Genomic DNA, 17,312 nt, shown 5'->3' on the forward strand with positions numbered 1-17,312 from the left:
ACGATCCGGCGGCCGCACCGGACCCGATGCGCGATGTTCGCGGCCCTCGCTGCAACGCTGACGCTCGTGCCCGCGTCGGGCGCCCGCGGCGAGACGCTGACGTGGGCCCAGGTGAAGGCGCGCGCCGCCGCGCTGTCCCCCGCGACCGTGGAGGCGAAGCAGGGCGCGCGCGCCGCACGCGCGGAGGCCGCCGGCGCGGGGCGCTGGCCTCGCACGAACCCCGTGCTCACGGGGGGCGTCGATCTCGGCGCACCGTTCGGACACCCGGAGGCGCGGACCTTCTCGGTCGGCATCGAGCAAGAGCTCGACGTCTTCGGGGTCGCGGCTACAGCAGCGCGCGCCGGCCAGCAGAAGATCGCCGTCGCGGCGCTGGAAGGGGCGGCGCTGAAGCTCGACGGGCTCGCCGAGGCAGCCGAGGCGTTCATCGAGCTCGAGCGAGCGCAGCGCGTGCTCGCCGTCTGGACCGAGCTCGACCGGGTTTTCGAGCGCATTGCCGCTGGCACCGCGGCGGCGTCCCGCGCCGGCGAGCGGTCGGATCTCGAGGCGATCCTGGCCAGCGCCGAGAGCGCCGGTGCGACGACCGAGCTCGCCGGCGCACGGACCGAGCTCGCGCGCGCGCAGGCGCGGCTCGGGGTGCTCATCGCCGCTGCGGAGCCCTCGTCCCTCCGCGTCGCGGAGGCGCCGGTCCGGCCGCCTGATGCCCGTGGCCGCGACGCGCTCGTGGCCGCCGCGCTCCGCCGCCGGCCCGAGGTTGGGCTCTGGCGGGCTCGGATGGGAGAGGCCGAGGCACGGCGCGCGTTCGCCGCACGTGCCGCGCTCCCGGAGCCCACGCTGGGCCTCGGGGTCGAGATGGGTCGGGAAGGGCGCGATGCCGCCCCGGCCAGCCCGGACGGGGCGACCGGCGTCCGGCACGAGCGCACGCAGCTTCAGATCAAGCTGTCCGTGCCGCTGCCGCTCTTCGACCGGAACCAGGCCGAGCGAGCCCGCGCGCTCGCCGAAGCGAGCTCCGCCAGCGAGCAGGGCGCGGTCGCTGCCAGGCAGATCAGCGCAGCGGTCACACGCGCGAAGTCTGCGGTCGACGCGAGCTGGGCGGCCCTCGCGCGGTGGCAGGCCATCGCTCGCCGGCTCGACGAGGCGCAGGCGATGGTCGAGAAGGGCTACGCAGCAGGGCAGGTCGATCTGTTCGACACCCTCGCCCGCGCCGAGCGCGTCGCCCGCGCGCGCGTCCAGATCCTCGAGGCGCGCGCCGCCTACCTGAAAGCCCGCGCGGAGCTGTCCCGCGCGCTCGGAGAAGAACCATGATGTACAAGAAGCACCTCGCCTGTGCCGTGGCGCTCGCGATGGTTGCGTCGGTCCCGCGTGCCTCCGCGCACGGCGGCGAGGATCATGCGGCGCCCGCCGCGCCTACCGCCGCGAGCACCGGGACAGAGCACGTCGTGTCGGGGGAAACGGCGGTGTTCTCGGTCGTCATCAAATACCCGGCCAAGAAGGCAGAAGGACCGTCGCCCGCGCGCCTCTACGTCGCTCGGGCCGACTCCAGCGCGCCGGTCGAAGGCGCGCGTGTCCGCCTCGAGCTGAAGGGAGGGCTGGCGTTCGCCGCGGACGCGGGGAAGACGGCAGCCGTCGGCGTTTATGAGGTCGTGCTCCCCGCGGCCCCGGAAGGAGCAACGGCCAACGGAGTCGTATCGGTCGAGGCCGGGGACGCTTTCGATCTCGTGCTCGTCGGGGATCTGCGCTTCGGCGCCATCGAGCCCGCCGCCGCGCCGACCGGGATGACGCCGGGACGAGAGGTGCCCCTCGGCGGTCTGGCGGCGGCCGCGGGAGCGCTGGCCGTGCTCAGCGGCGGGATCGGGTATGCGCTCGGGCGCCGCTCGAGGCGGAAGCCGCCTGCCGCTACCCGTCGCCCCGAGGATCCCTCCGCGCTCCCGCAGGGGGCCTCGTGAACCGCGCCCGACCGCTCACCGTCGGCACCATCACCGCCGCGCTCGCCGTCGCCTCGGCCCTCGCGGTCACGGGCCTCGGGGAGCGCGCCGACGCGCACGGCGGCGAGGACCACGGCGTGCCCGCAAAGCCGTCAGCCAGCGCCGCGGCAGACCCGAACGTGGCCCGGGTGCCGATCGAGACCCAGTTCCTGCTCGGGCTGCGCACCGAGCGCGCGAAGCGCGGCGCGCTGGCCACGAGCCTCGGGCAGATCGGCACGGTGGTCGCGCGCCCCGCGGGCGAGCTGGCCGTCGTGGCCCCGACCTCCGGCCGGCTCTTCCCGCCCGAGGGCGGGTTCCTGCGGCTCGGCGACGAGGTGAAGAAGGGCCAGCTGCTCGGGACGTTCCGGCCGAGCCTGGGCGGCGCGGAGAGCGCGCAGCTCGGGCTGTCGCGCAGCGACGCCGCGTCCCGGGTCGCCGCAGCCGAGGCGCGACTCGGCCTGGCCGAACGCGAGCTCGCGCGGCGCCGCGAGCTCAAGGGGATCGTCGCCGAGAAGGACATCCAGGCCGCCGAGGCTGACGTGGAAGTCGCCAGGGCCGAGGTCGCCCGCGCCCGGGCGGACGTCGGGGTGCTCTCCGGCGGGGCGGGCGCGCAGAGGCTCAGCGCGACCATCGACGGCACGGTGGTCTCCGGCCGCGTGAGCCCGGGCGCGCAGATCGCGGAGGGCACCGAGCTCTGGCGCGTCGTCGATCTCGCGACGCTCTGGGTCGACGTGCGCATCCCGGAGGCGGACGCAGCGCGCCTCGCGGGCGATCGCGCGGAGGTGACGCTCGTCACGGATCCCGCAGCGCGCTTCGAGGCCAGACGCCTCGCCGTCGCGTCGCTGGTCGACCCGGCGACACGCACCGTCCAGGCGCTCTTCGAGTTCGACAACAAGGACCGGCGCGCGCGCGTCGGCGCGCTCGTCAACATCAGCATGGCGGGGAGCGCGCCCGTCGAGAGCGTCGTGGTCCCGGGATCGGCGCTGCTCGATCGCAGCGGAACGCCCACGGTCGTCGTGAAGACCGGCCCCGAGGCGTTCGAGCTGCGCGCGGTCGCCATCGGGCCGAAGTCCGCCGGCGCGATCGGGATCACCGCGGGCGTGACGGCGGGAGAGCGCGTGGTCGTCGATGGCGCCATGGCCGTCCTCCTCGCCGCCGGGGGCTAGCAGAAACGATGTTCGACTACCTCATCCGCTTCTCCCTCAGGAACCGCCTCTTCGTCATCGCCGCGGCGGCGCTGGTGCTCGTCTACGGGACGTACTCGCTCCTGAAGCTCCCGATCGACGTTTTTCCTGATCTGAATCGGCCGACGGTCACCCTCATGACCGAGGCTCCCGGGCTGGCGCCCGAGGAGGTGGAGACGCTGGTCACGGTGCCCCTCGAGCGGGTGATGAACGGCGCGCCCGGGGTCGAGCGCGTGCGCTCTACCTCGGGCGTCGGCCTGAGCGTCGTGTACGTCGAGTTCGACTGGTCCACGGACATCTACCGCGACCGACAGCTCGTCGCCGAGCGCCTTGCCACGGTGACGGAGCAGCTCCCGAAGGGCGTCACGCCGCAGATGGGGCCCGTCGCCTCGATCATGGGGGAGATCCTGCTGATCGGGGTGCAGGGCGATGGGGCCTCGCCCATGACCCTCCGGACCCAGGCCGACTGGGTGATCCGGCCGCGGCTGCTCACGATCCCGGGGGTCGCGCAGGTGATCCCCATCGGCGGCGAGGTCCGCCAGATCCAGGTCACCGTCGACCCGGCCAAGCTCGCGGCCGCGGCGGTGTCGCTCGACGAGATCTCGCGCGCCCTGACCGGCGCGAACGCCAACACCACCGGCGGTTACGTCGACCGGCGGGGGCTGGAGTTCCTCGTGCGGACGCTGGGCCGCGCCCGGACCGAAGCGGACATCGCCGCGACCGTCATCGCCCTGCGGAACGGGACGCCGGTGACCCTGGCGCAGGTCGCCACGGTGAAAGCGGCCGCGCGCATCAAGCGCGGCGACGGGTCGATCGACGGCAAGCCCGCCGTGATCCTCTCGGTGCAGAAGCAGCCGGGAGCCGACACCGTCGCGCTCACCGGCAGCATCGACAAGGCCGTCGCCGAGCTGCAGAGGTCGATGCCCGCGGGCGTCACCATCAACCCGCACCTCTTCCGGCAGGCAACCTTCATCCAGGGCGCGGTCCACAACGTGGTCGAGGCGCTGCGCGACGGCGCGATCCTGGTCACGATCGTCCTCTTCCTGTTCCTGCTCAACTTCCGGACGACCGCGATCACGCTGACCGCCATCCCGCTCTCGTTCATCGTGAGCGCGCTCGTGTTCCGGGCCTTCGGCCTGTCGGTCAACACGATGACGCTGGGCGGTCTCGCGGTGGCGATCGGCGAGCTCGTCGACGACGCCATCGTGGACGTGGAGAACGTGTTCCGGCGCCTGCGCGAGAACAGGGCGCTCGCCTCGCCGCGGCCGGCGATGGACGTCATCCGCGACGCGTCGAGCGAGGTCCGGAGCTCCATCGTCTTCGCGACGATCCTGGTGGTCCTGGTCTTCGTTCCCCTGTTCGCCATGAGCGGCATCGAGGGGCGGCTCTTCGCTCCGCTCGGGATCGCCTACATCGTGTCGATCCTTGCATCGCTGGTTGTATCCCTGACGGTCACTCCCGCGCTCTGCTCCTATCTCTTGCCGTCCATGAAGCGCATGAGCCACGAGGACGGCTGGCTGGTGCGCAAGCTCAAGGCCGCGGACCGGCGCGTGCTCGCGGCGTCGCTGCGGCACCCCGGGGCCGTGACGGCGGCGGCAGGCGCGCTGGTCCTCGCCGCCGCGGCGACGGTGCCGTTCCTGGGCGGCGAGTTCCTCCCGCCGTTCAACGAGGGGACGCTCACAGTGAACGTCGTCGCCAGGCCGGGCACGTCGCTCGCCGAGTCGAGTCGCCTCGGCTCGCTCGCCGAGCAGCTGATCCACGAGGTCCCCGAGGTCATGTCGACCGGGCGGCGGACCGGCCGAGCCGAGCTGGACGAGCACGCGGAGGGAGTCCACTACAGCGAAATCGATGTCGACCTCAGGGCGTCCGAGCGTGAGCGGGAGGCGATCCTCGGCGACATCCGCGACCAGCTCGACAAGATCCCCGGCGTTGCGATCAACGTGGGCCAGCCGATCTCGCACCGGCTCGACCACCTGCTCTCGGGCGTCCGTGCACAGGTGGCCGTGAAGATCTTCGGCGAGGATCTCGGCGAGCTGCGGCGCCTCGGGAAGGCGGCGCGCGACGCGATGCAGGGCGTCGCCGGGGTGAAGGACCTGCAGATCGAGCAGCAGGTGCTCATCCCGCAGATCGCCATCAAGGTGAACCGAGAGCGCGCGGCGCAGCTCGGGGTCAACGCGGGTCAGCTCTCGGAGATGCTCGAGCTCGCCCTCGCGGGCGGTACCGTCACACAGCTTCTGGAGGGGCAGCGGACCATCGATGTGGTGCTCCGGTACCCGCCGGAGCTCCGCGAGGACATCGACGCCTTGCGGCGCACGCTCGTCGATACGCCCAGCGGCGCGAAGGTGCCGCTGGCCGACCTCGCCGACGTGACGGAGAGCATGGGGCCGAACCAGATCAGCCGCGACGACACGCAGCGTCGCATCGTGGTCTCGGCCAACGTGGCGGGGCGCGATCTGGAGCAAGTCGTGAGCAATATCCAGCGCGCCGTGGACGCGATCCCGAAGCCGCCGGGCTACTACGCGACGTACGGCGGGCAGTTCGAGAGCCAGCGCTCGGCGTCGCGACTGATCGGATGGCTCTCGATCGCGAGCCTCGCCGGCATGCTCGTGGTCCTCTACTCCCAGTTCCGCTCGTGGACCGTGGCCCTCCAGATCCTCCTGAACATCCCGCTCGCTCTGGTCGGCTCGGTGCTCGCCGTCGTGCTCACCGGCGGGGTCCTTTCGGTCGCGACCCTCGTCGGGTTCATCACGCTGTGCGGCATCGCCTCGCGCAACGGCATCATGATGATCTCGCACTACATCCACCTCATGAAGGAAGAGGGCGAGTCGTTCGGTGAGGCGATGATCGTCCGCGGCTCCCTGGAACGCCTCGTTCCGGTGCTGATGACCGCGCTCACCGCCGCCCTGGCGCTCGTGCCCATCGCGCTCTCCAAGGGCCAGCCGGGCAAGGAGATCCTGCAGCCCGTCGCGGTGGTGATCCTCGGTGGCCTGCTCTCGTCGACGCTGCTCGACATCGTCGTCACGCCGGCGGTGTTCCTGAAGTTCGGCCGCAGCTCCGCTGAGCGTCTGGCGCGCGCCCGGGACAGCGCGGGCGGCGCCCAGGCCGACCTCGCCGGTGCGGCGCCCGATGAATGCGGGAGTGTCGCCCGGGAGCATGGGGCCTGCGCCGGAGCGCCTTGATATCAGGCCGGCGGATCGAGCCGGCGGTGTAATGCCGCCGGGCTCCCCGCGTCTGCGAGGTGCAGCCCGGAAGCAGAGCGCTCACGGCCGTCCGCCTGGAACCAGGCGCGCGCTGACGACCTGTGTACCTGGGTGACCGAGCTCCCGGCGATGAGCTCTTCAGGAGGAACGACCATGTCGTGGTGGAACGCTCTGACAAACACATCAAGTATCGAGAGCGGTGGCGCTGATTCCAAGCCCGCCGGTGCCGCTGATGCGATGCCCACCGGCGGCGATCACAGCCACCATCATGGCCATACGCCGCCCAGCACCTCGGAGCCGAGCCATGCGCATTGATCCCTGGCGCGCACGCCTGCTCGCGGCGGGGCTCTCGCTCTCCGCAGCAGCCGGCTGCGCCGCCCCGTCGGCGGCCTCCGATCTCGGCCGCATCCGCGAGCTGTCTCATCTGGACCTTCCGTCGAGCACCGCTGCGGAGGAGGTCGAGCCGGCGGCCACCAGCGACGCGCGGCCGCTGCTCTCGCGGCCGCTCACCGCGGACGCCGCCGTGCGCGTCGCGCTGCTCAACAACCGAGAGCTCCGCGCCGCGCTTCGCGAGATCGGTGTGGCCCGGGGCCACCTGGTGCAAGCAGGTGTCTTGCCGAACCCCGAGCTCGAGGTCCAGGTGACGCCGCGGCAGGGGACGCTCGAGCACACGCGCGTCGAGCTCGGGGTCGAGTTCGATCTGACCTCGGCCATCCTGGCACCGCTCGGCGAGCGGGCGGCGCGGGCGGATCACGAGGCCGCGCGCTACCGCGCTGCGGGCGCGGTGGTCGAGCTCGGCTACTCCGTGCGGGCGGCGTTCTATGCCGCGCAGGCGACCCAGCAGCGCCTCGCCATCGCGAACAGGGCCCTCGATGCGTTCACGGCTGCCCGCGACGCCGCCCGGGCGCTCTTCGAGGCGGGCAACGTGCCCGAGCTCGACGTCGCGACGCAGGAGGCGGGGTATGAGGCTGCCCGCGTCGCCGTCGCCGGGATCGAGCTGGGGCTCCTCGACCGGCGCGAGCAGCTCCAGCGGCTGCTCGGGCTCTCCGGGGCGGAGACCTCCTGGCGTATCGCGGACGAGATCCCGCGGCCGCCCGAGAAGCTCGCCATGCCGCCGCGGCCTGAGGCGCGCGCTCTCTCCGCGAGCCTCGAGCTCGCTGAGCTGCGCAGCCGGCTCGAGGCCGCGGCCGGCCGCGCCGGCCTTGCGCGCACGGCGGGCTGGTTGCCGGACCTGTCCGTCGGCGTGCGCGGCGAGCGGGAGGACGAGGTATGGCAGGTCGGCGCCGGGCTCCGGCTCACGCTGCCGCTCTTCGATCGGAAGCAGGGCGCCACGATGGCGCATGCGGCGGAGTTCGACAGCCTGCTCGAGCGGTACCATGGGCGCGCGATCGACGTGCGTTCGGCCGTCCGTGCAGCGCAGAACCGGCTGGCGTCGGCGCATGCGCGCGTTCTTCATCACCAGCGTGTCCTCGTCCCGGCCCGGACGCGCGTCCTGGAGCAGACGCTGCTCCAGTACAACGCGATGCAGGTCGGCGTCTTCGAGCTGCTCCAGGCCCGCCGGGAGCAGCTCGACGCGGAGCTCGCGCAGGTGGACGCATTGCGCGACTACTGGACCTCACGCGCCGCCTTCGACGCCATCCTGGCCGGGCGTCGCGTGGAGGTGATGGGCACGATCGCTCCTGCTCCGATGTCCGGAGCCGCAGAGAGCGGAGGAGGACACTGAGATGGACCGACGTTCTTTCATCCATGCGGGCGGCCTCGCCGCCGGCGCTGCCCTCCTCACGCGAGGGCTGGCCCATGCGCAGGAGCGCCCCGAGCACGCCGCGGGGCAGCCCGCCGGCGCCCGGATCGCGGGGGCGGGGAATCAGCCTGCGGTCGTGACGCCCAACGGCAGCACGCTCCCGTGGCGGGTCGTGGATGGGGTGAAGGTGGGGCACCTCATCGCCGAGCCGATCCAGCACGAGTTCGCGCCCGGGCTGAAGACCGAGGCCTGGGGTTACAACGGGAGCACGCCCGGGCCGACGATCGAGGCCGTCGAGGGGGACCGGCTCCGGATCTACGTCACGAACCGACTGCCGGAGCCGACGTCGGTGCACTGGCATGGGCTCGTGCTCCCGAACGGAATGGATGGAGTGTCGGGGCTCAACCAGCGTCCGATCCCGCCCGGGGAAACGTACGTCTACGAGTTCGTGGTCCGGTACCCGGGGACGTATATGTACCATTCCCATTTCGACGAAATGACCCAGATCGCGCTCGGCGGCGTGGGGATGTTCATCGTGCATCCGAAGAAGCCTCGAGGTCCGCGCGTGGACAGGGATTTCGTGCTCATGACGCACGAGTGGAAGATCAACGCGGGGGCGCGCCGGCCGGATCCGAACGCGATGAGCGACTTCAACGTGCTCACGTTCAACGGCAAGGCGTTCCCGGCGACGGCGCCGCTCGTGGTCGGCCGCGGCGAGCGCGCGCGCATCCGCCTCGGGAACCTGGGGCCGATGGACCACCACCCGATCCACCTGCACGGGCTCTCGTTCCAGGTCACGGCGACCGACGGCGGGTATGTCCCCGCGTCCGCGCAGTACCCGGAGACCACGGTCCTGGTGCCGGTCGGCAGCACGCGGGTCATCGAGTTCGTCCCTGAGGAGCCGGGCGACTGGGCTGTGCATTGCCACATGACCCACCATGTGATGATGCAAATGGGTCACGGGCTGCCGAACATGGTCGGCGCCGATACGCGCACGCTCGACCGACGTATGAGCCGCGTGATGCCCGGCTACATGACCATGGGGACGACGGGCATGGGCGGCATGGGCGAGATGCCCATGCCGATACCGCCGAACAGCCTGCCGATGAAGGGCGGCGACGGGCCCTTCTCGTACATCGACATGGGCGGGATGTTCACGGTCCTGAAGGTCCGCGAGGAGCCGGGCAAGGCCGACCCGAACGGCTGGTACACGCACCCGGCCGGCACGGTCGCAGGACCGGCCGCCGCAGAGAAGATGCGCGCGGACGGTATCGACCCGAGCGCGCGGAAGTAGCGCGACGGACTCGCCTCCCTGTTCAATTCCCCGGAAAATTCGAGGGATGCTTCCGGCCCGTCATCGGAAGTTCTGCACCGCCCACACGCTGCCGTCAGGGAAGGTGTGGAACCCGCAAGCCACCTTCGTGTAGCGGGTGCTGCTCATGTTGATGTAGTGACCGTGCTTCTCGAAATCCTCGCCCGGCCCCTCGTCCCACATGAGCTGCAAACACGGGACGATCATCGAGTCCGGCGGGCCTCCCCATCCGGGGCACTCGTTCTGGGCGTTCTCGTCGCACGTGCCGAACGCGCCGTGAAACTCGCCGGTGTTCCCATCGGACTCGGCCTCTTCATCGGAGCACGACTCCGCCTCGACCCAGCGCGCGAGGGGCGGCAAGCCGAGCGTGGCGCGGTGCTCGTTGATCGTATCGACGCACAGCTGCGCCGCGCCCGTGGCGCCGCCCGAGCCGCCGGCGCCGCTCCCGGAGCCCTCGCCGCTCGAGCCTCCGGTGCCGGCCGTGGCCGACCCCCCGGCGCCCTGCGCAGAGGAGCCGCCGGCACCCTCGGCGGACGAGCCTCCGGCGCCTGCCGTGGCCGAGCCCCCGGTGCCTTGCGCAGACGAACTTCCGGCGCCGCCGGCGCCTGCCGTGGCCGAGCCCCCGGTGCCTTGCGCAGACGAACTTCCGGCGCCGCCGGCGCCTGCCGTGGCCGAGCCGCCGGCGCCTGCCGTGGCCGAGCCACCGGCGCCCGCCGTGGTCGAGCCGCCGCTGCTGGTGCTCGGCCCGCTGCCGGAGTCTCCGTTGTGGATCCCGACGCCGGCGCCGCTCGACGGCCCGCCGCCTTCGCCATCGATCGACGCGTCGCCCACCTCACCGACGCAGCCCGACAGCACAGAACCGATGAACGCCGCGGCGAGCGCGACGACGCATGAAGGCGTCCAAGTGGTAAGCATCCGTCGAGTCTATGGGGCATTCGACGCATGCTCAACATCGACCGATCCTGCTTCACTTTTGCATGCTTGAGCTGTTCAGGCTCGATTGGCGGGCTTCCCGCGCGCCTGTGCGGAGAGAAGCGCGCGTGTCGCATGGAGTTGTGTTCGTTTGCTTCGAATTCCACTCGTGCGAGACAGGACACCGCACGCCAGCGAGCGGCGACCGCCTCTCAGATGTCGCCCCCGCGGGCCGGCGGCGCGCGGAAGCTTGAACGCCCGCCGGGCCCTGGCCTCGTCTTCCGCCGATCGAGGCGCGCCGCGCCTCCGCTGGAGATAGACGATCGTCGCGCCGGCGAGCGCGTTCGCGACCATGAGCGAGTTCGTCGCCACGAAGACCCAGCTCTCGAGCATCCAGCTGTAGACGACGAACCCGATCGACGCGGCCAGCTGGCCGACGAAGAGCCACCTGGAGACGCCCTGGCTCGTCTTGCTCTTCCACTGCTTGTAGACCTGATTGCCGACTGTCAGCACGAGGATGCCAGAGCTGACCCAGCCGATCGCGTCTTCCATGTCTCACCGCCGGACCGTCGCTCGACCTCTCCCCTCGAGCGGGCCTCGTCAGGCCCGGGCCACGCCGTTCGCGTGGCCCTCGTGGATCGTGTGGCTCGCCTGGTCCGCGGACGTCTTCTTGTAGCCCGCCGGCAGCAGCGTCTCGTAGCCCTCGGCCAGCCGCTGCTCGAACTCCGCCTTCATCGACTTGCCGAGCTCGGTGAGGCGCTTCTCGTCCACAACCTTCTCGACCGCGGGGAAGAGCTCCCCTTCCTCCTCCTCGACGTGGTGCTGGATGAGCTCCTTCAGCGTCGTCACCCGCGCCTTGAACGAGAGATCCTCCGGGGAGGTCGAGAGCAGCCGCTTCAGCGCGAGCTCGGCGATGGCGTGCTCCTCGAAGCTCTCGAGGATCACGTCCTCCTTGATCTGCTGTACGGCGGGATAGAACGTCTCCTGCTCGATCGCCATGTGCGCGGCGAGCTCGTTGGCGAGCTCGGCGAGGACGAGCGCCGGATCCGATCTGCCGCTCTCCAGCTGCTTGAAGAGAGACTCCACCTTGCGATGCTGCTTCTCGAGCAATGACGTCGCTTTCATCTTCCTGCCTCCATGGTGCGCCGCGCCTCCGCGCGGCCGGGGTCGTCCGGGTTTCATCGCCGGCCGGGGCGATCTCGCGCGCGAGGCGCTCCGGCCAGCCTTGTTCATGGTTCGACGCGCGATGAGGGGCGAGCGCGCGGGCTCGCCCCTCATCGCCCGAACAGCCCGAGATCGCCTCGGGCTACTTGTCCGTCTTCTCCTCGATCTTGTCCCCCGCCTTCTCGGCGGCGTCGCCCGTCGACTCCGCCGCGTCCTTCGCCTCGTCCTTGACGTCGCGCGCAGCGTCGTCCACGGCCTCGCCCGCCTTCTCGGCCGGTCCCTCCGGCTGAGGCTTGCTGCCTCCGCAGCCGATCACACCGACGCAACCGATGACCATGCTGCCCAGGAGCAGCGACCGAATCCCTGTTTTCACGGTACCCTCTCCTCCGCGCTCGACCACGCCCAGCGGCTCTGCCCCCTCGGCGCGCCCGGCGGTTTCTCGACGACTCTCTGCGCTGGCTTCGAGCTGTCTCGTCCAGCTCCCAGCTTCATCCTGCCTTCAGTCAACGATGTCCGTTGGCCATGTTGGTCAGCAATGCCCGGGCCAAACCGCGCCGAGCGCCCGCGCGTGCTCCTCGTCACCACATCCTCGGATCCCGGGGATCGCTCCCCCTGAGACACATCGCCTCGACCGTGGCGTCCTGCGACGCGCGTTGGCCGCCCGCCAGGGATCCCCGGGCGGGAGGGGGCCCGCGGCGCAGGGGAGGCCCCGCCTCGCGACGCTGGCGCCTCCGCTTGGCCTCCGCGGCGATCGGAGCAAGAATCCGCCCGGAACCGCGACATGATCCACGACTTCGCCAGCGCGCTCAGCGCCATCTTCACGGGCGAGCGAGCCCGACTGCTGCACGTGATCGTGCCGGCACACGTCCACGGGCACACGCTCGCGCTGCTGCGGGCGCTCGGCGAGGCGGGCCCAGCGCCCCGTCCCGTGTGGGTCCTGGCAGATCCGGTTTACGGACCCAGCCGCGGCTGGGCGGCCCGAGAGCGCTCGCTGTCGCGTGAGCTCGGCGCCCCGGCGGCGCTCGCGACGCCCGAGCAGGGCCCGCTGCGCGAGCCGCTCGACACCTTCGCCAGCGCCCTCGCGGCGCACGTCGCCGCCAGCGCCCCGGACGGGACCGCGGTCGTCGTGCTGGCGCCACAGCACATCGACGACCCGCGCGCCTATGCCCGCGACCTCTTCTGGCTCGCGCATTGCCCCGACCTCGCGCTCGTGCGCTGGGTCCTCGTCGACCCTGTCCACTCGAGCGTCGGCGATCTGCTCGCGCGCCTCGGCGAGGGCGCGTCCCGCGTCGTGTGGCCGGAGGCCGACGGCCCGGCCATCGCCGATCTCGAGCGCGTGCTCACCGATCTCTCGGCGCGCGGGCGGCGCCTCCCCGCCGATCTGGAGCTGCGCATCGCCGCCGAGTCGCCCCTCCGCGCCCCGGAGCTCCTCCCCGCGCGGCGCCTCCTGCACGAGGCGGACACGTGTTTTCACGCGGGGCGGCACGCCGAGGCTGCGCGGCTCCAGCAACAGGCCGAGGAGATGCTGGCGAGCCGGGGGCTGGGCGAGGAGGCCGTCCACATCGCCATGCAGCGCGCGCGCTCGATGATCGCGGCGGGCGTGGTCGAGGAGGGGCATCGGGTGTTCGTCGCCGCGCTGAAGGAGGCGGAGCGGCGCGGCCTGCTCGCGATCATCCCCGAGGCCTACGCCTCGCTCGGCAGCCTGCACAGCAAGCAGCGCCGCTTCCTTGACGCGTCGGAGGCGTACGCGCGCGCCGGAGAGCTCGCGAACCGCCGCGGGAGCCACGAGTTCGCGGCGGACATGCACCGCTGCTCTGGCCACGCGGCGCTCAACGCCGACATGCCGGACGCCGCGGCGATGGCGTGGCGGCGGGCGTTCGAGCTGCTGGGCTCCGTGGCCCCGGCCGTCGGCGCGCTGGAGAAGCCCCAGCAGATCGTCGTGCTCGGGCTCTCCCTGGCCGACGTCTTCGAGGAGCATGGCAACCTCCCGGCCGCGCGCGGGCTGCGGGGGCACGCCGAGGCCATCGAGACCCGCCACCCTCGGCGCTCCGCGACCTGGAGCTGAGGCGCGGGGGCTGAGTCGCGCCGCCGGCCGGGTCAGGTCGGCGGGCGAACGGGCGGCGGGGCAGCGCCCGGGCCGGGCCGCTCGGCGACGAGGAGCCGTGTGTTCGCGGCCGGGTTGGACGGCGCGAACGGGACGCCGAGCTGCCGGGCCCAGTCCGCCGCGCCCGTGTCGCGCACCACGCGGAACCCGGCCCGCTCGACCTCCGCGAGCATCACCTCGCGCCGGCGCAGGCCGATGAGCGGCTCGCTCCAGAGCCACGTGAGCAGGTGGAAGACGCGCTGCCCGCGGCGCGACGCGGGGGGTTCCATGTAGTTCACGAGGAGGACGCTGCCCGGCGCCGAGGCGTCGGCGAGCGCCCGCAGCGTCGACCGGAGCGCGTCGTCCGACAGGTACATCACGACCCCTTCCCAGATCCACGCGGTGGGCTCGTCGGGTCGATGGCCGGCCGCCGAGAGGCACGCGGCGAGCGCGTCGCGCTCGAAGTTGACGGGCACGTAGGTCAGCTGCTCCACGAGCGGCGACAGCCCCGCCGCCTTGCGCCGCTTGAAGGCCTGCGTCGCCGGGTGATCGATCTCGAAGAAGCGGGTCGCCGAGAGCGCCTTCATCCGGAAGGCGCGCGTGTCGAGCCCCGCCCCCAGGCACGCGACCTGGCGGCACCCGAGCTCCACCGCGCGCTCGAGCTCGATGTCGATGGCCATCACGCGCAGCGGGACCGCGGAGAGCCGGGCGAGGGCGCGCGCGCGCTTCGCGGGGTCCAGGCTCCGGAGCCGGCGCGCGAGCAGCGCCAGCGCGGCGCTCCACCCGCGCGACAGCAGCCGGTGGGCGACCGGATCCTCGAAGCCCGGGACATCGGTCAGGCCCTGGTCTGCGAGCGCCCGGAGGAGGGCGACGGTGGATGCCGTCTGGCTGGGGCGACGCTCACGCATGCCTGGTGCATAGCCTCCGACGGCGGGCTTTCAACGCGAGAGGGCCTGGACAGCGGCCCGGCGACGCGCAGTGACGCGCGATGACGCGAGGAAATTTCGTCGATTCCGGTTCATCGACCCCGACTCGGCAGCTTCGAGCAGCGCCGTCGCCGTCCAGGCCGGACACGGGGTGGAACGGCTCGGCGGCCGCCGGGACTCCCGTGCTCGGATCAGCCGCCCGTGGTGTCGATGAACCGCATGTCGCGCCCGCTGCGCTCGGGCTCCTCGGGCGGCTCCCACATGTCGCTCGCCAGCTCGAACATGTCCGGTGGAACCACCATGGAGAACGTCTCGCCCTTCTCGTGGTTGCGCTGCTCGACCCGCTCGCGACGCAGCTCCCGGGGGGCGTCGAGCACATAGACGGTGAGCTCGTACCCCGCAGCGTCCACCCGCTTGTACAGCCGCTCGCGGTCGCGCCGGCGGATCAGGCCGATCTCCAGCACGACGTTCGTGCCCACGTCGATCGAGCTCCTCGTCAGGCTCCAGATCTGCTCGATGCAGCGCGCGGTGCGCTCGTGATACCATTCGATGATCCCCGTGTCGGGCCGGTCGGGGCGGAACAGCCGCGCCATCCATTCATCCAGGTTCAACCGGAGGGCGGCGTGGTCGCGGTAGAGCCGCTGTGCGAACGTCGATTTCCCTGCGCCCACGGGGCCGATGATCAGGTGGATTCGCGCCATTGGCGGACGCTATCCTGCGGTGCCATCGGTGAGCAAGCGGCGCGCATGTTTGCGCGAGACAGCGCCTGTCGCGATGCCAAGATCCTCATGAGGGGACGACGTCCCGCCTGGAGCAGCGCCTGGCGAGCCACAGGAGGACCATGACGGCCACCGCGGCGGCGCCCATTCCGGCCCACGCCGACGGGGGCGCGTCGCGCAGGGCGTCGAAGACCCGTTGACCGAAATAGGCAGTCGCCAGGAGCGGCAGGGTGTACCCGGCCAGCGAGCCCCAGAAATGCGTCCAGAAGCGCACCCCGGAGAGGCCGAAGAAGACGTGGAGCATGGGCGGCATCCAGAGGAGAAGGCGGAGCAAGAACACCGTCAGGAACGCCCGCCGCTTCAGGGCCTCGTCGTAGGCGCGGAAGCGCGCCGGCACCCGCGCAGAGACCCAGTCGCGGGCGACGAAGCGCGCGAACGAGAAGCCCACGACGCTCGCCGCCATGGTGCCCGCCATCGAGAGCGCGAACGCCACCGGCCACGGCCAGATGAGCGGCGCCGCCAGGATGAACACCGTGCCCGGCACGCCGAACGGCTGGAGCGCGGCGTACGCCAGGACGAACGCGACATACCCCCACGGCCCGAGCGAGAGCAGCGCCTGCTTGATGCGCGCGGGCTCTCCGAAGAGCTCGAACAGCCCCATGCGCTGGGCGACGACGAGGAGCGTGGCGGCCGCGGCGACCACGCCGATCTTCACCCCCCGGCCGGCGCGGGAGGGGGAGAGCGCGGGAGGATCGGCCGGGGAGGCGGGCTGGCGCACCCGACGTTATTGGCAGTCCACCTGCGCACCGTCAAGGTTCCTGTTGACAATCTGGTCTTCAATTGTCAATGCTGACCATCGTGAACGAGGGCGAGCCGCGCTCCACCGACAGACCCGCCGAGGATCTGCGCCGCCGCAGGCTGATGGACGCGGCGTTCACGGTGTTCCTGCGCTTCGGCTTCCGGAAGACGTCGATGGACGAGGTCGCGCGCGCGGCGGGCGTCTCGCGGCAGGGCCTCTACCTCCACTTCGCCACGAAGGAGGAGCTCTTCCGCGCGTCCGTGGGGTACTTCCTCGACACCGCGCTCGCCGCCGCCGCCGCCGCGCTCGCCGACGCGGAGCGCCCCCTGGAGGACCGGCTCGTGGCCGCGTTCGACGCATGGATCGGCCGGTTCGTTGGCGCGCTCGGGGCCGACGCGGCGGATCTCTCGACCGCCGCGAACGAGCTCGTCGGCCCCCTCGTCGCCGAGCACGAGGGGCGGTTCGTCGAGGCCGTGGCCGAGGCATTGCGCGCCTCCGGGCTCGCGGCCGCCTACGAGCCCGCGGGGGTCACCGGGCGCCAGCTGGCGGACACCCTGGTTTCCTCGGCGCGCGGCCTGAAGTACGGCGCCGCGACGCGCGAGGCCTTCCTCGAGGGCATGACCATCGCCGCGCGCGTCGTGTGCTTGCCAGAGCGGCGAGCCCGGGAAGCGCGGGTAGGGCAATCACTGCAGGCGGCGCAATCACGGCAAGGAGAGCCCTCCGCGCCGAGCCCTCGCCGCGAGGGCAAGGAGCGCGCAATGGCGCGTAAGGCGCGCGGCACGACACGATAGCCGGAGGGCCGGCCGAGCGCGGCGCGGGCGAGCGCGCGCCGGGGAACGCTTCGCTCGGCGCGCTCTCCCGGGCGTGCGCGCGCCCGGACGGCGCGGCAGCCCCGCGCCTCAGCACGGCGCGGCGGCCCCGCGCCTCAGCCCCGGCTGAAGCGCAGCCGCGAGCGCTCGCGCGCCTTGACCGCCTCGACCTCGCGGTCCCGCGGCGCGGCGGTCGTGGACAGCGACGCCATCAGCACGCGCGCGGCGGCCGCGACGTCGTCCACGGCTTGCGCGAAGGCCGCTTCGTTGGCCTGCGACGGCCGGTTGAAGCCGCTCAGCTTCCGCACGAACTGCAGCGACGCCGCCCGGATCTCCTCCTCCGTCGCCGGCGGCTCGAAGTTGAACAGCGTCCTGATGTTCCGGCACATGGCGATCTCCCGAGGCTCGATGTGTACGGGGGACCATCCTAGTCTCGAGCCGCGCCGTCGGTCCAGGCGCTCTGCGCGGCGGTGTCCACGTCGCGGCCGGCGGCGCCGCCTGC

Annotated in this window: 16 protein-coding genes; 8 read left to right on the forward strand and 8 right to left on the reverse strand. The window is 72.2% G+C overall.

From position 1 onward, the window contains the following. Window positions 1-33 precede the first annotated feature (33 nt). The 6 genes from POL72_RS42600 to POL72_RS42625 all read left to right on the forward strand — a co-directional run bounded on the left by POL72_RS42600 (window position 34) and on the right by POL72_RS42625 (window position 9,380). Window positions 34-1,302, forward strand: a complete 1,269-nt coding sequence (locus tag POL72_RS42600; protein WP_272102614.1) for a TolC family protein — start codon at window positions 34-36, stop codon at window positions 1,300-1,302. After that, a complete protein-coding gene (locus POL72_RS42605) occupies window positions 1,299-1,943 on the forward strand; it encodes a hypothetical protein (RefSeq protein WP_272102615.1) in 645 nt (214 codons plus the stop codon). The genes POL72_RS42600 and POL72_RS42605 overlap by 4 nt, the downstream gene beginning before the upstream one ends. Beyond that, entirely contained in the window at window positions 1,940-3,127 is a 1,188-nt protein-coding gene (locus POL72_RS42610) for an efflux RND transporter periplasmic adaptor subunit (protein WP_272102616.1), read from the forward strand. The genes POL72_RS42605 and POL72_RS42610 overlap by 4 nt, the downstream gene beginning before the upstream one ends. A gap of 8 nt (window positions 3,128-3,135) precedes the next feature. Beyond that, window positions 3,136-6,324, forward strand: coding sequence for an efflux RND transporter permease subunit (locus tag POL72_RS42615; protein WP_272102617.1), 3,189 nt, complete (start codon window positions 3,136-3,138; stop codon window positions 6,322-6,324). Between the two features lie 325 nt (window positions 6,325-6,649). Further along, complete coding sequence (locus POL72_RS42620; protein ID WP_272102618.1) at window positions 6,650-8,068, forward strand: TolC family protein; 1,419 nt, start codon at window positions 6,650-6,652, stop codon at window positions 8,066-8,068. Between the two features lies 1 nt (window position 8,069). Then, window positions 8,070-9,380 (forward strand): multicopper oxidase family protein, encoded by a 1,311-nt coding sequence (locus POL72_RS42625; protein ID WP_272102619.1) that lies wholly within the window; start codon window positions 8,070-8,072, stop codon window positions 9,378-9,380. Window positions 9,381-9,440: 60 nt separating this feature from the next. Here POL72_RS42625 and POL72_RS42630 read toward each other — a convergent pair whose 3' ends face one another. The 4 genes from POL72_RS42630 to POL72_RS42645 all read right to left on the reverse strand — a co-directional run bounded on the left by POL72_RS42630 (window position 9,441) and on the right by POL72_RS42645 (window position 11,847). After that, on the reverse strand, window positions 9,441-10,313 hold the full coding sequence (locus POL72_RS42630) for a CAP domain-containing protein (RefSeq protein WP_272102620.1): 873 nt from the start codon (window positions 10,311-10,313) through the stop codon (window positions 9,441-9,443). 75 nt (window positions 10,314-10,388) lie between these two features. Beyond that, a complete protein-coding gene (locus POL72_RS42635; RefSeq protein WP_272102621.1) occupies window positions 10,389-10,862 on the reverse strand; it encodes a hypothetical protein in 474 nt (157 codons plus the stop codon). Between the two features lie 48 nt (window positions 10,863-10,910). Further along, a complete protein-coding gene (locus POL72_RS42640) occupies window positions 10,911-11,435 on the reverse strand; it encodes a hemerythrin domain-containing protein (protein ID WP_272102622.1) in 525 nt (174 codons plus the stop codon). Between the two features lie 181 nt (window positions 11,436-11,616). Further along, the gene (locus tag POL72_RS42645) at window positions 11,617-11,847 is read right to left on the reverse strand and encodes a hypothetical protein (protein ID WP_272102623.1); all 231 of its coding nucleotides are present in this window, start codon (window positions 11,845-11,847) and stop codon (window positions 11,617-11,619) included. Between the two features lie 408 nt (window positions 11,848-12,255). Between POL72_RS42645 and POL72_RS42650 the strand changes: the two genes are divergently transcribed. Continuing rightward, window positions 12,256-13,539: a hypothetical protein gene (locus POL72_RS42650; RefSeq protein WP_272102624.1), complete on the forward strand. Its 1,284-nt coding sequence runs from the start codon at window positions 12,256-12,258 to the stop codon at window positions 13,537-13,539. Window positions 13,540-13,571: 32 nt separating this feature from the next. Here the strand turns inward: POL72_RS42650 and POL72_RS42655 are convergent, their stop codons facing one another. The 3 genes from POL72_RS42655 to POL72_RS42665 all read right to left on the reverse strand — a co-directional run bounded on the left by POL72_RS42655 (window position 13,572) and on the right by POL72_RS42665 (window position 15,980). Continuing rightward, window positions 13,572-14,465, reverse strand: a complete 894-nt coding sequence (locus tag POL72_RS42655) for a class I SAM-dependent methyltransferase (protein WP_272102625.1) — start codon at window positions 14,463-14,465, stop codon at window positions 13,572-13,574. Window positions 14,466-14,674: 209 nt separating this feature from the next. Beyond that, a complete protein-coding gene (locus POL72_RS42660) occupies window positions 14,675-15,184 on the reverse strand; it encodes a P-loop nucleotide/nucleoside kinase family protein (RefSeq protein ID WP_272102626.1) in 510 nt (169 codons plus the stop codon). An 85-nt stretch (window positions 15,185-15,269) separates the two neighbouring features. Beyond that, the gene (locus POL72_RS42665; protein WP_272102627.1) at window positions 15,270-15,980 is read right to left on the reverse strand and encodes a TVP38/TMEM64 family protein; all 711 of its coding nucleotides are present in this window, start codon (window positions 15,978-15,980) and stop codon (window positions 15,270-15,272) included. A gap of 68 nt (window positions 15,981-16,048) precedes the next feature. Here POL72_RS42665 and POL72_RS42670 point away from each other — a divergent pair, with 68 nt between their 5' ends. Beyond that, window positions 16,049-16,792, forward strand: coding sequence for a TetR/AcrR family transcriptional regulator (locus tag POL72_RS42670; RefSeq protein WP_272102629.1), 744 nt, complete (start codon window positions 16,049-16,051; stop codon window positions 16,790-16,792). Window positions 16,793-16,926: 134 nt separating this feature from the next. Here the strand turns inward: POL72_RS42670 and POL72_RS42675 are convergent, their stop codons facing one another. Then, window positions 16,927-17,199 carry a DUF2277 domain-containing protein gene (locus POL72_RS42675; RefSeq protein ID WP_272102630.1) on the reverse strand — a complete coding sequence of 91 codons (273 nt, stop codon included), beginning with the start codon at window positions 17,197-17,199 and terminating at the stop codon, window positions 16,927-16,929. Between the last annotated feature and the right edge of the window lie 113 nt (window positions 17,200-17,312).

It is taken from the genome of Sorangium aterium (assembly GCF_028368935.1).
Classification (GTDB): domain Bacteria; phylum Myxococcota_A; class Polyangia; order Polyangiales; family Polyangiaceae; genus Sorangium; species Sorangium atrum.